This window comes from Pseudoleptotrichia sp., assembly GCF_057270515.1.
Window position 1 is genome coordinate 109,126 of record NZ_DBHIXS010000006.1, and the last position, 13,844, is coordinate 122,969.

Genomic DNA, 13,844 nt, shown 5'->3' on the forward strand with positions numbered 1-13,844 from the left:
TCCTGTATACAAAAAAGTATTCTTAATTTTAAAAGGATGATTTTCAGAAATGAGGACATAATTTCGGGGGAGAAGTTAGTCGGGTATGGGATTGTATCAGGTGAAACTGAAAATAGACTTTTAAATCTTAAGAAATTGAGAAAATTAAACAACATATATTATATTTGGGATTATGATGAAGATTTTAAAAAATTGATTTTTTCCTATAAATATCATAGGAAAAAGAAACTTGCAAAATTGATTGCTGATATGATAAAAAAGGAATTTGAATTTGTCATTCAGAGAGAAAAAATAGATTTTGTCATAAGTGTACCTGTAAATATACAAAGAAAAAATGAGAGAGGATATAATCAGGTCGATGAGATACTGAAATGTCTTGACATCAACTATATTCAGCTAAAACGTATTAAAAATACTGAGAAAATGCATAAATTGCTTGATGAAAAATTACGTAGAAAAAATATAGAGGGAAGTTTTTCTGTAGGAAAGAATATAGATTTTAAAAATAAAAGAATACTCATTGTTGATGATATTGTAACTACGGGAGCAACGTTGAGGGAAATAAAGAAGAGTATTTTGGAAAAAATTAGCGACAAAGAGAATATCAATAAAAATAAAATGGGAAACAATAAAATAGATGACAGAGAGAAAAATTATAGAAAAAAATATTATGAAGAAAAAAATCATAAAGAAGAAAATGATAAAAAAGAAAATTATAAAAAAGAAAATTTAAATAAAAATCTAAATAAGTATGAAACTGAAATTATAGTTTTTTGTCTTGCAGCTGCAAGAGAAATTAGAATAAGTAAGGGAGAAATATGAATTTATTAAAAAAATTAGTATTATTAGTTTTATTGACGGGTTCTGTGATTTCTTTTTCCGAAGGAAATAAATCAGTCGAAAATCCTACAAAATATAGTCAGAGGGATGACAATTATATTGATAAGAATTCTCTATACCATGAAGAAAGTCCTGAATATAGGATAGATGAGGGCAAAAATGTCAGAATAATACTTGAAACTAAAAACAATGATGTCTATTCTGCTGAAATCATTTACGGCGGAAAAACAAAAATGATGAGAAGTATCGGAAATTACGGAGGGAAAGAAATATTTGTAGGTGAAATACCTGATACTGCCACTGATTATTATTTCAAGCTGACTGATAATAAAACAAAATATTTTTACGGAAAGAATACTGTTACTTCTTCAAATACCGTACAAAAATTTCATTATGAAAAATCAGGAAAATTGACGAATATTCCTGACTGGGCTAAAAGTTCGGTAGGCTATCAGATATATATAGATTCATTTAGAAACGGAAATCCTGATAATGACCCTATATTCAATGAATTTGGAACAGATGACTTTAAGGCACCGACAGGCCGTATACGTTCAGGAACACAAAAAAAGGACTTGGTAGCTGCCCAATGGGGAACAGGAGCCTATAATTCCGAATTTACAGTAAATGACTGGAATGGAAATTACGAGACAAAAAATATATGGGAAGAAAATGCACTAAATGAAGTAAAAAATTATTCCAGATACTACGGAGGAGATTTGCAGGGGATAAAGGATAAACTGGATTATCTAAAAGAACTTGGTGTGGAATATATAATATTATCTTCGCCTTTTTATTCTTTATCCAATCATAAGTATGATACGATATATTTTAATCATGTGGATCCGTATTTTGGATATCTGGAACAAACGGGAACAAATAAAGGTTTGGATATCAAAGGGAAAGTTCATAATAAAAATGGAGACAAAGAGCTAAATTTACTCATATATAACAGTAAAACAGGAAAAAATCTGATAAATGAGAATATGACAGAACCAAATACATGGGTATGGACGGATTCTGACTTGGAATTGGCAAGTTTGATAAAAGAAGCTCATAAAAAAGGCTTGAAAATTGTGCTGGAAGTAGCACCTGACATAACTTCAGGAAGATTTTTTGCTGTAATGGACGGAAGATATGGAAAATGGTATCTGGATGAAAATGATTTGAGGCTCGATTTATCCAATAAAGATGTAAGAAATTATATAGAAAATTCCATGAAGAAATGGATTTTAGGACCTGATGAAACTTTTAAAAATTATTCTGATGATGACGGAATTGACGGAATAAGATATGTCTATTATGATGATAGAAATAAAAAATATCTGATTGATATAACTGAAAATTTAAAAAAATATAAGCGGGACATTCTTATTTCGGGAGAATTTTCAAATAAATTCGGAGAAGATATAACAGCAGGAGTGTACGACAGCGGAGCAGACTATAATATTGTAAATAACCTTGTAAAATATATGATAAATACAAATTCCAACTATAAAATAGGAAGTGTTGAATTTGCAACTAAACTAAATGAAATATATAATAAATATTCAAAAGAGAGATTTAATACAACACAGATTTTTGTAGACTCTCTTGATACAGACAGAATATATAGCGGAATAATAAATCCTAATAGAGTTTTTGACAGGAATAATCAGTCAAATCAGGGATATATGAATATAAGACCTGATTTATATGACGGAAATGCGGTCAGCAGACTTAAGGAAGTGCTTGCTGTCCAGTTAATGCTTCCTGCGACACCAGTCATATATTACGGAGATGAAAAAGGGATGTGGGGTGCTGATTCCCCAAGAAACAGAAAACCTATGTTATGGGAAGATTATATGCCTTATGAAAATGAAACTGATGACATAAGTAAATATACAGGCAGACTAAGAACTTTACCCGAAACTGTTCAGATAAATGAAGTAAATAGAACAGTTTCTTATCCCGTAACAATAAATCAGGATATTGAAAATTATTATAGAAATTTACTTAAAATAAGAAAAGATTATAAAGATTTATTTAAAGAGGGAAGATTCAGAATTTTGGAAGTATATAATGATCCTAAAACAAAGGCAAGAATAGATAGTGAAACGGCTCAATATCTAAATGATGAAAAAAGAAAAGCAAAAATCTATCAGGGAAAAGATATAACTCCTCAAGCTCCCAATATAGATTTTATAAGTTATGAAATATTCAATAAAAAGAATTCTATAATAGTAGTCATAAATAACAGTGGAGACAGTTATCCTCTAAGTTTACAGGTACCTAAACTGTTCGGTTTTTATACAAACCAGCTGAATAAAAAACAGAAATATTCTATTTCTGATAAAAAAATAAAAATTATAGTAAAACCTTATGAAGTAAAAATATTACACAGCAAAGATACTAATATACTTGATTCTTTCAAATAAAATAAAAAAAATTTATATCTCTCATTTTTCTTTAAGTATTTTGTGTTATAATTAACTCAACTTAAAAATATACGGAGGTAATTATGAAAAATAGGTTTTTTAAAATCTTAATTTTGGGAGTTATAACAGTATCAGCTGTTATTTACGCTAAAGGATATAGAAACTATAATCCAAAACTTTCTCTTGAAAAAGCAGAACAAATAGCATTCTCTCATGCAAAAGTATCTAAGAATGATGCACTTGTAAAAAGAACAAAATTAGACAGAGAACATGGAAGAATAGTTTATGAAATAGAATTTTATGATAAAAATAATCGAAAATATGAATATGATGTAGATGCAGATACAGGAGAAGTTGTAAGTTATCAGCATGAAACTAAGAGAAGAGGAAATAATTCATATTATAACAATGATGTAAATAACGGCGAAAGATTTATCGGAGAAGCTAAAGCAAAATCCATAGCATTATCAAGAGTGCGTGGAGCAAAAGACTTAAATATTGTAAAATTACATCTTGATCGTGAAGACGGAAGAATGGTATATGAAGGAAAAATAATCTACAATAATACTGAATATGAATTTGATATTGACGCAATAACAGGAGATATTGTAAGCTGGGAAGAAAAAAGATACTAATCACATTGTGAAAAAATGGAAGATTATGTAACAGGAAGTTATGAAAAAACGGGAAGTTGTGAAAAAAAACTAAATAAATTATAAAAAAAGAAGCTACAAAGAAAATATTTAAATCTTGGTAGTTTCTTTTTTATTCTTACTATTAATTAATATATATTTATGATAAAATAGAAAGAAACAATTATATAAAAGGTGGAAGTATGAATAAAAGACAAAAAAGATTTTATGAAAAATTTAAATCTGAAAATATTAATTCAGAACAGATTAATAAAGCTAAAAATATGGCAGGTCATTTAGGAAAACTGTCATCAAAGTTTTTATTGCTTTTGAAAATGATAAATTCCAATATAAAGGGAGAGTTCAAAATTTCTGTAATGGATAAACTGAAAATAATCGGAGCAATAATTTATGTAATAACTCTTACAGATGCAATTCCCGATTTTCTCCCGTTTTTTGGATTTGGAGATGATATAGCTGTAGTAACTTATGTTCTGGCAAAGCTGAATAAACTGGTCTCAGAATACGAGGAATTTGAAAATGGCAATGGACAGCAATATAATAAAAAGAAAGAGCCTGATTATGACAATATGAGAACAGTAAGCGAAGACGAATAAAAAAAGAAAATACAAAGATAGAAATAAAAAGAATAAAAATAAAAAATAGAGAAATTTATTTTATATGGCTCTAATAAATGTTTGATATATATGATAAATTAATAATACAATAGGTTAGTGATGTTCGATAGAAAGGGTCAGAATGAAAAAAGAAATATTTTTAAAACAATTTCCTAAAGAACTGGAATATGAAGTGAGTAAACTTTATAATTCTTTTGAGAATGCAGAAAAATACGATACAATAGTTTATACTGAAGAATTTTACACTCCCAACATATGGAAAAAATTAACTGATAAAATAGAAAATATAAAAATTATAACTGACGGAATATTTGAAAACAGTGATAGGAGACAGATAGTTTTTATACCGATTGGGTATTATGAAAATGACAGTTTTGATACAATAGAAAAAAATAAAGGGAAAATAAGATTAAGTAATCCGAATAATTCATATAATCAGAATTTTCCATGTAAGTTATTAAAAATAAGTGTTAATTCTAAATTTAAGGAATATGGGCATAAAGACTTTTTGGGCAGTTTAATGGGATTAAATATAAAAAGAGAACTTATGGGAGATTTGATACAGGATAAGGAAAATGCTTATATCCCTGTTTCTGATAAGATTTCTGATTATATCCTGACGGAATTGAAGCAGATAGGCCATGCCTCGTGTACGGTTAAAGAAATTGATATTAAAAATGGAGAAATCATCCCTGAATATAAATATGACGATAAATTTATAACTATTCCGTCAAAAAGATTGGACAGTATTGTGTCGGCAATAACCAATCTGTCAAGAAATAAAGTTATAGAGCCTATTGAAAAAGGAAAAGTATTGATAGACTATTACGAGGAAAAAGACAAGTCAAAAATAGTTGAAATTGGCAGTCTTATAACAATAAGAGGGTACGGAAAATACAAATTATTTTCAGAGCATGGGGAAACAAAAAAAGGAAAAGAAAGACTGTTAATAAAAAAATATGTGTAAATTTGACATAAAAATTAAGAAAATAAAATAGTAAAAATAAAAATAATAAAAGATATAAAAAAGTACAAGATATAGATAATAAATAATAAAAATATATGGAGTATAGAAACTATAAAAAATAAAACAACAAAGTAAGAAAAGAGTAGAAAATAAGAAAGATGAAAAATCTACTTACAAAAAATTCAACTCAAGCGGACGTAAGGAAAGAATAGAAAATAAGAGAGGTGGAAAAATGTCGAAAAAAATAGGAAAAGAATATAAATGGAATTTAAGCGATATTTATAAAAATTATGAGGAATGGGAAAAGGATTTTGAAAAATCTGTAAAAATCAAAAGAGAATTGATTTTATATAAAGGAAAATTTTCAAATGAAAAGAAATTGTTGGAATTTTTTAAAAAACAGGAAGAACTGGACAAAATTTCATATAAACTGTTTAGATACCCTCAACTTGCCAGAGATTTAAATTCATCTGATAAAGAAGCTACTGAATATCTACAAAAAGTACAATTTTTATTTTCGGAAATATCTACAGATTTGTCATGGGTAAATTCAGAGCTTATAGATAATAAAGAAAAAATAGAAAAATGGATAAAAAAAGAAGAATTTTATGATTACAGATTTGGATTGGAAAATCTGTTCAGACTGCAAAAACACGTATTAAATGAAAAAGAAAATAAACTGCTTTCTTATTTCAGTTCTTTTTTTTCTTCACCAAGAAGCATATATACTGAAATTACAGTAACAGATGTAGAATGGCCTGTAGTTAAACTAAGTACAGGAGAGGAAGTTCAGGCGACGACTGCCAACTATTCGAGAATTTTAACCAAAAATAGAAATCAGAAAGACAGAAAACTGATGTTTGAAAATTATTACGGAATATATAAAAAGAAAGAAAATACAATAGCAGCAATTTATAATTCTATTTTACAAAAGAATATAGCTAAAATGAAAGCTTATGAATATGATACATTTCTTATGAGTTTTCTTGAGGGGAACAATATACCCGAAAAAGTATATCTGAACCTTATAGATATAGCAAAGAAAAATACGAAGCCACTCAAGAGATATTTAAAATTAAGAAAAAAAATATTAGGACTGAAAAAATATCATAATTATGACGGTTCGATAAATCTTATTGAGTTTAACAAAGATTATGAGTACGATTATGCTAAAGAAATAGTTTTAAAATCTGTAGAGCCTTTAGGAAAAGAATATACGGAAAAAATGAAAAAGGCAATAAGTGAAGGCTGGATTGATGTATTTGAAACAAAAGGAAAACGTTCGGGAGCATATTCTGCGGGAATTTATGGAGTACATCCTTATATGCTTCTCAATTATAACAAAACACTGGACAGTGTATTTACATTGGCTCATGAACTGGGACATACTTTGCATACATTATATTCTGATGAAAATCAGCCATTTTCAATGTCCGATTATACAATATTCGTAGCTGAAGTGGCTTCGACTTTTAATGAAAGACTGCTACTCGACTATATGCTCACAAAAACTGAAGATCCTAAAGAAAGGATAGCTTTACTTGAGCAGGAAATAAGAAATATAGCAGGCACTTTCTATTTTCAGGCATTGCTTGCGGATTATGAATATCAGGCTCATTTAATGGTAAAAAAAGGTGAACCTGTAACAGCCGATATTCTAAGTAAAATTATGGAAAATCTTTTTGATGAATATTATGGAAATGATGTAGAAAAAGAGGAATTGCTATATGTATTATGGTCGAGAGTACCTCATTTCTTTAATTCTCCTTTTTACGTATATCAGTATGCCACATGTTTTGCTTCATCGGCAATATTGTACAATAAGATAATGAACGAAAAAGATGAGGAAAAAAAAGAAGAAGCATTGAAAAAATATATAGAATTACTGTCTTCAGGAGGAAATGATTTCCCAATGGAACAGCTGAAAAAAGCGGGAGTAGATTTATCAAAAAAAGAAACTGTAGAAGCAGTATCAGGACAGCTTGATCTATTACTTGATAAACTTGAAGAAGAAATGGAAAAAATAAATTTATAAAAAATAAATAAGAAAACAGACTTGTAAAATTGTAAAGAAAGAATTCATAATAAATTTTCAGTTTACTTTCATCTTTATATGATAACATATTTACAGATAATATGATTTACACAAAAAATCAGTATTATATTAAGTTATAAAGCAGTTATTGTAAAGCTAAATATGAAAATCTATGGAATGATAGCTAACTTAAATAGCTGTAGAAGATTGACTGAAAAATAATAAAACGAGAAAGGAAGAGATTTTTATGACATTAAAAGAGAGGATAAAAAATTTTTTACCTAATATGGAAAAAGGGATAAAAAGGTTTCCCATTACAATGATTTTTAGCGTGGCTATCTTTATACTGTCTGTTTATCTTATAGAAATAGAAGCGAAGATGAAAACAGACAGCCTGTTGTTCAAAAGGCTGGAAAAAGTATTGATTTTATTTATTTTGGGGATACCTATTTCGGCTTCACTGGAACTGATAAGGGAAAAATACTTTTCAAATAAAAAAATATTATCGGCAAGAATTGTCGAGGGAGTAATAACATTATTACTGCTGTGTGCTGTTAAAATGGTGTATATGCCTCACGAAGTTCGTGAATATTATATTGAATTAGTTTTTATATGGATTATTTCTTATCTGATATTTCTATTGATTCCTGTTATAAAAAGGGGAGATGACAGTGAAAAGTATATTCAGACCGTAGTAATGAATAAAATAATAACAGTTGTCTTTTCGGGAATTTTATTTGCAGGATTAGCTGCAATAATAGCAGCGATAGATGTTTTATTAATAAATCTTGATAGTAAAATATATATGGATGCATATGCCTTTACTGTATGTATATTTGGAATTCCTTTTTTTGTATCAAGACTGAGAGGCATAAATGAAAGCCTCGAAGAATATGAAATAGAAACGATTTTCAAAGTTCTTCTGAAATATATAATAATTCCTTTAATATTAGTATATACTGTAATTTTATACATATATCTTGGAAAAATAATAGTTCAAATGGAAATACCGAAAGGGGTAGTTTCTCATCAGGTATTATGGTATATGACATTCAGTCTGTTTATTATTGTGTTTGTTACACCTTTAACTAAAAAAGATAAAATTATAAACGAATTTAAGAAAAATTTTCCGAAAGTTTCCATACCTCTGATTATACTTTCTCTTGTGGCGATATTCCAGAGAATAAATCAATATGGAATAACAGAAAGCAGATATTATATAGTTATTATCGGATTATGGCTTTTATTCTGTATGATTTTCTATATTTTCAGAACAAAACTGACAGTCATAATAGTTTCAGTTATTGCAATTATTCTTGTTGCAGTATACAGCCCTGTCAATGCACGAAAAATCTCCCTTATAAGCCAAAATAAGAGATTAGAGAAATTGCTGGTTGAAAATGGACTTTTGAAAAATGGAAAATTGGAGAAAAATCCTAAATTGGACAGAAAAACAAAAGCTGAAATAGCGGATGTTTTTAGTTATATTACGCGTCAAAAAATATCGGATTTGAAGCCTTTCGGAAAAGCTGACGGAAAGCCTTATAAATCAATAGATGAATTTCAAGATGCAATAGGTATGAATGGAAACTGGTATGGTTATGGCAGTTTGGATGAAATGGAAGAAAAAATCACATATATACTAAAAGGCGAAAATAGATATATCTCAAAAACATACGGCTATGATTATTTGATAACTTTTTATAATGCATATATCAATGATCCTGTTCCATGGGAAGTAGTTTCGGAAGAATATGAGGCTCGGCTTAAAGATAAAGACCTTACTATTTTAGATAAAAATAAAAAAGAGCTTTTAAAAATAAATATTGAAGAAGTTTTAAAAGAAATCATGGAAAGAAAAGAACTGAAATCTGAAAATAATTATCAGATGTCAAAAAATGGAACAGTAGAAATTCCGAAAAATGCTATGGAATATACAGGAGAAAATGAAAATATAAAATATAAAATAATAATAAAAAGCTTTGAGATTAATAAAAAACAGAATGGAAATATTTCATTTGAAGGATATTCTATGGTTTTAAGTTTTTCAGGTAAATAAAATCATAATAATTATTCCCGAAAATTTTTAAATAAAAATTTATTAATTGACTAATTACTCTATATATGATACATTTAGATATAAATAAATATTATATGGAGGTTTAGAGATATGGGTTTATTTGATTTCTTAAAAGGGAATAATAAAGAAACTGAAAAAAAAGAATTTGAAGGGAAAGTTTATGCTCCTATTTCAGGAAATATTCTACCTTTAGAGCAGGTACCTGATGAAGTATTTGCACAAAAAATGATTGGGGACGGAGTAGCTATTGAGCCTTTAGCTTCAGGAGTAATGTTGGCTCCTGCTGACGGAAGAGTAGAAAAAATATTTGATACAAACCATGCTTTCAGTATTGTAACTACATCAGGACTTGAAATATTTGTTCATTTCGGTATGGATACAGTAAAACTGGAAGGAAAAGGTTTTGAAAGAGTGGCTAATGAAGGGGATATCGTAAAAAAAGGAGACCCTTTAATAAAATATGATTATGATTACTTGAAAGAAAACGCAAAATCAATCATCACTCCTGTAATTATTTCCAATTATGAAGATTTTTCTTCGTTGGGAAAACAACAGCAGGACGGGGAAGCTGTTGCAGGGGAAACATTAATTTTAGATGTAAAAAAATAAATTAAACTATTTTGTTATGACAGTTTGAGTTTATAACAATAGTTTGAGAATGACAACAAAATAAAGATATCTTTATTTATTCTAAAAATTTTTCTTGATATAAATATTTACTGAAATGTTTTAAGACAGTGTTTATATTGTAAAAATTATAAATGAATTTATAAAGATATTTTTTATTTAGCCATATTAGCCGTATTAAGATAATTTTTCAAGGAATAATTGAAAAACTGTCTATAATATTATATAATGTATCAAAAGAGGTGATTTGATGACAAAAAATATAGCGGCATTTTTTGATATAGACGGAACAATCCATAGAAACTCATTACTTATAGAGCATTTTAAAATGCTTGTAAAATATGAATATATAGATATAATGTCATGGGAAGGAAAAGTAAAGGAAAAATTCTCTAAATGGGAAACAAGGACAGGAAATTATGATGATTATCTCGAAGAGCTTGTAGAAGCGTATGTTGAAGCATTGAAAAATTTTAAAAAGAAAGATATGGATTTTATCGCCAAAAGAGTTATCGAATTGAAAGGAAATAGAGTATATAAATATACGAGAGACAGACTGGAATATCATATCGGAAAAGGACATAAAGTGATAATAATTTCAGGCAGTCCTGATTTTCTTGTGGGAAAAATGGCTGAAAAATATGGTGTCAAGGATTATAGAGGTTCTGAATATATAGTCAATCAGAATGGTGTATTTACGGGGGAAGTAAAACCGATGTGGGATGCAAAAAACAAAAAGAAAGCAATAGCCGAATTTTGTGATAAATATGACATTGATTTAAGCAAATCATACGCATACGGCGATACGACAGGAGACCTCACAATGTTTAAGAAAGCGGGAAATGCCATTGCTATAAATCCTGCCGGAAGATTGTTGGAAAAAATCAAAAAAGACAAGGAACTGAAAGAAAAAGTAACAATCATAGTAGAAAGAAAAGATGTGATTTATAAATTTAAACCTAATGTTGAAACACTCTGATCTAAAAAGATATGAAAATTATTGAAGATATAAAAATATAAATATAAAAAATAAATGAAGAAAATAATGAGAGTTATTGAAACTATAAAAATCATAAAAATTTAAAATACACTATAGTAAAAATGGGAGAGATAAAATATGTTGTCAAATACTTTCAATGGTATAAAGCTTGAATTTGAAGGACTATATTACGGGGGAAATTATGATATAGAAATTTTTTCTGACGGAAGATTTTATTATTCGTATATTGAAAATGATTCGGTAGAAATAAAAAAAGGGTCTTTTCAGATAACTCAGAAAGAAGTTATGATTTTTGAGGAAATGATGGATTATTTTGAATTTTTGAAAAGTCAGAGAAATTATATGATAAATGAATATAAATTTGGGAATGGGATACTGGTAATACAGAAAAAAAACGGCCGTGAAGAAAAAATAAGGCTGGGAAAAGAAATGATGTTTGAATATTCAAAAATACTTATTGATAAATATATTACCAAATCCAGAAGAATTTTTCTGCTTGATACATATTTATCGGGAACGAAATATATAAGAAATTTCAGTCTTAAGATAAAGGACGTCGGAATACTCGATCTTTACAGGGAATTTAACGGAGTATCTCTAAATGCAGTAGCAGCATTTAATGAAAATAAGGAAAAAGTGGGTTATGTACCTAAGGAACAAAGTGAAATTATAGCAAGGCTTATTGATGCGGGGAAAAAGCTCGTTGCTATCCCTATTCCTTTTGATGAGGAAGTTGCATTGAAAATATATATACTGGATTAAAACAGCATTTTTAAAATAATATCAAATAAACGTAAAATAAAAGTTGCAAAATACTTGAAAATATGATATTATAACTATAAGAACAGAATAATTGACAGAAAGAGTGGGTTTTCCCACTCTTTACTTTTGGGAATATCGTCAATTTGGATAATTGAAGTAGAAAAGTCGGAATAAACACAGTTATTGTCCTACTGTTCAGGTAATAACGGAAATGATAAATAAAAAATCGTAGAATAATAGATATGAGGTGATAGAGTGGAACAGATTTTAGACAAATTTGAAAAAGAAATTCAGGAACATCTGGACAGTCTGAACTTGGAGCTTTCAGATTTGGAATATGTTCAGGAAGGGGGCTATAATTATTTGAGAGTATATGTTGAGAAAAAAGACGGAACTACAAGTTTGGATGATTGTATTGAATTAAGCAGTAAAATAGACGATTTGGCAGATAAACTGATAAATAAAAAATTTTATTTGGAAGTTTCCACTCCGGGAGTTGAAAGAAAACTGAAAAAAGAAAAAGATTTTCTGCGGTTTACAGGAGAAAAAATAAAAGTTTATTCAAAAAGTCGAATTGAAGAAAAGAAAACTTTTGAAGGAAAACTTGAAAAATTTGAAAATGATACAATATTTCTGAATGATATAAATATTGGAAAAATTGTCGAGATACCATTATCAAAATTGAAAAAAGCAAATTTAATATATGAATTGCCAAATGACACATTGGAGAAAGAGGAGGAGTAATGAAATCAAAAGATCAAAGAATCTTTTTGGAAGCACTTGATGAACTGGAAAAAGAAAAAGGGATAATCAAAGAAGAATTACTGGAAGCAGTAGAAACGGCACTTTTAGCTGCGTATAAGAAAAATTACGGTGAAAAGGATAATGCTGAAATTTCCATAAACAGGGAAACAGGAGAAGTCAAAGTATTTTCAAGAAAGAAAATAGTTGAAACTGTTGAAAAACCTGAAGAAGAAATAAGTCTTGAAGACGCTGTTTCCTTAAAGAGAAAATCAAAACTTGGAGGAACGATAGATATTGAAATCAATGCTGAAAATTTTAAAAGAAATGCCATTCAAAATGCAAAACAGATTGTCGTTCAGAAAGTAAGGGAATGTGAAAAGAAAAATATCTTTAACAGATTTAAACAGATTGAAAAATCCATTGTATCGGCAGTGGTGAGAAAGACTGATGAAAAAGGTAACCTTTACATCGATATAAACGGTCTGGAAGCTATAGTTCCCGAAAAAGAGCTTTCAGAAATTGATAAATTTGTTCAGGGAGATAGAGTAAAAGTATATGTAGGAGCTGTAGAAGAATCTACAAAATATACTAAATGCTTTCTATCAAGAAAAGTGGAAGAACTTATGAGAGGATTGTTAAATCTTGAAATTCCCGAAATAGAAGACGGAACAATAGAGATAAAGCAGATTGCAAGGGAAGCAGGCAGCAGAACAAAAGTGGCAGTCCATTCCGAAGACCCGAACTTGGATGTGAAAGGTGCATGTATAGGTAAAAACGGTATGAGAATACAGAGTATAATTGATGAGTTGAGAGGAGAAAAAGTAGATATTGTGCTCTGGAATGAAGATATAAGACACTTTGTAAAAAATGCTCTAAATCCTTCGGAAGTAGTTTCAGTCGAAATAATAGAGCAGGACGGTGAACAAATTGCCAGAGTGGAAGTGGAAGAAGACCAGCTGTCTCTCGCTATAGGTAAGAAAGGGCAAAATTCAAGACTGGCAGCCAGACTTTGCGGTATTAAGATAGACATACATATAGTGGAAAATGAAGAGACGGATGAAACTAAAGAAGTAGAGGAAATTGAGGAATAAAATAAAGGTGG

General features: G+C 28.8%; 12 protein-coding genes. All 12 read left to right on the forward strand.

Features of this window, described 5'->3' with window-relative positions; all coding sequences use genetic code 11:
* Positions 1-36: 36 nt before the first annotated feature.
* The gene (locus tag ACO5J6_RS06320; protein ID WP_485642798.1) at positions 37-822 is read left to right on the forward strand and encodes a ComF family protein; all 786 of its coding nucleotides are present in this window, start codon (positions 37-39) and stop codon (positions 820-822) included.
* Entirely contained in the window at positions 819-3,257 is a 2,439-nt protein-coding gene (locus ACO5J6_RS06325) for an alpha-amylase family glycosyl hydrolase (protein ID WP_485642800.1), read from the forward strand. Before ACO5J6_RS06320 ends, ACO5J6_RS06325 begins: the two co-directional genes overlap by 4 nt.
* An 83-nt stretch (positions 3,258-3,340) precedes the next feature.
* Positions 3,341-3,892 (forward strand): PepSY domain-containing protein, encoded by a 552-nt coding sequence (locus ACO5J6_RS06330; RefSeq protein WP_485642802.1) that lies wholly within the window; start codon positions 3,341-3,343, stop codon positions 3,890-3,892.
* 200 nt (positions 3,893-4,092) lie between these two features.
* Entirely contained in the window at positions 4,093-4,506 is a 414-nt protein-coding gene (locus ACO5J6_RS06335; RefSeq protein WP_485642804.1) for a YkvA family protein, read from the forward strand.
* A gap of 142 nt (positions 4,507-4,648) precedes the next feature.
* Positions 4,649-5,494 carry a YlmH family RNA-binding protein gene (locus ACO5J6_RS06340; protein ID WP_485642805.1) on the forward strand — a complete coding sequence of 282 codons (846 nt, stop codon included), beginning with the start codon at positions 4,649-4,651 and terminating at the stop codon, positions 5,492-5,494.
* A gap of 232 nt (positions 5,495-5,726) precedes the next feature.
* Positions 5,727-7,529, forward strand: a complete 1,803-nt coding sequence (gene pepF, locus ACO5J6_RS06345) for an oligoendopeptidase F (protein WP_485642807.1) — start codon at positions 5,727-5,729, stop codon at positions 7,527-7,529.
* A 247-nt stretch (positions 7,530-7,776) separates the two neighbouring features.
* Positions 7,777-9,588, forward strand: a complete 1,812-nt coding sequence (locus ACO5J6_RS06350) for a DUF4153 domain-containing protein (RefSeq protein WP_485642809.1) — start codon at positions 7,777-7,779, stop codon at positions 9,586-9,588.
* 111 nt (positions 9,589-9,699) lie between these two features.
* Entirely contained in the window at positions 9,700-10,218 is a 519-nt protein-coding gene (gene crr / locus ACO5J6_RS06355; protein WP_485642810.1) for a PTS glucose transporter subunit IIA, read from the forward strand.
* Positions 10,219-10,486: 268 nt separating this feature from the next.
* Complete coding sequence (locus ACO5J6_RS06360; RefSeq protein WP_485642812.1) at positions 10,487-11,215, forward strand: HAD family hydrolase; 729 nt, start codon at positions 10,487-10,489, stop codon at positions 11,213-11,215.
* Positions 11,216-11,353: 138 nt separating this feature from the next.
* A complete protein-coding gene (locus ACO5J6_RS06365; RefSeq protein ID WP_485642814.1) occupies positions 11,354-11,998 on the forward strand; it encodes an HIRAN domain-containing protein in 645 nt (214 codons plus the stop codon).
* 255 nt (positions 11,999-12,253) lie between these two features.
* The gene (locus tag ACO5J6_RS06370; protein ID WP_485642816.1) at positions 12,254-12,742 is read left to right on the forward strand and encodes a ribosome maturation factor RimP; all 489 of its coding nucleotides are present in this window, start codon (positions 12,254-12,256) and stop codon (positions 12,740-12,742) included.
* Positions 12,742-13,833, forward strand: coding sequence for a transcription termination factor NusA (gene nusA / locus ACO5J6_RS06375; protein WP_485642818.1), 1,092 nt, complete (start codon positions 12,742-12,744; stop codon positions 13,831-13,833). Before ACO5J6_RS06370 ends, nusA begins: the two co-directional genes overlap by 1 nt.
* Positions 13,834-13,844 lie beyond the last annotated feature (11 nt).

Excerpts from the sequence above, each read along its gene's own strand:
- ACO5J6_RS06320 (WP_485642798.1), top strand. The coding sequence starts at position 37 with ATGATTTTCAGAAATGAGGACATAATTTCGGGGGAGAAGTTAGTCGGG.
- ACO5J6_RS06325 (WP_485642800.1), top strand. The coding sequence starts at position 819 with ATGAATTTATTAAAAAAATTAGTATTATTAGTTTTATTGACGGGTTCT.
- ACO5J6_RS06330 (WP_485642802.1), top strand. The coding sequence starts at position 3,341 with ATGAAAAATAGGTTTTTTAAAATCTTAATTTTGGGAGTTATAACAGTA.
- ACO5J6_RS06335 (WP_485642804.1), top strand. The coding sequence starts at position 4,093 with ATGAATAAAAGACAAAAAAGATTTTATGAAAAATTTAAATCTGAAAAT.
- ACO5J6_RS06340 (WP_485642805.1), top strand. The coding sequence starts at position 4,649 with ATGAAAAAAGAAATATTTTTAAAACAATTTCCTAAAGAACTGGAATAT.
- pepF (WP_485642807.1), top strand. The coding sequence starts at position 5,727 with ATGTCGAAAAAAATAGGAAAAGAATATAAATGGAATTTAAGCGATATT.
- ACO5J6_RS06350 (WP_485642809.1), top strand. The coding sequence starts at position 7,777 with ATGACATTAAAAGAGAGGATAAAAAATTTTTTACCTAATATGGAAAAA.
- crr (WP_485642810.1), top strand. The coding sequence starts at position 9,700 with ATGGGTTTATTTGATTTCTTAAAAGGGAATAATAAAGAAACTGAAAAA.
- ACO5J6_RS06360 (WP_485642812.1), top strand. The coding sequence starts at position 10,487 with ATGACAAAAAATATAGCGGCATTTTTTGATATAGACGGAACAATCCAT.
- ACO5J6_RS06365 (WP_485642814.1), top strand. The coding sequence starts at position 11,354 with ATGTTGTCAAATACTTTCAATGGTATAAAGCTTGAATTTGAAGGACTA.
- nusA (WP_485642818.1), top strand. The coding sequence starts at position 12,742 with ATGAAATCAAAAGATCAAAGAATCTTTTTGGAAGCACTTGATGAACTG.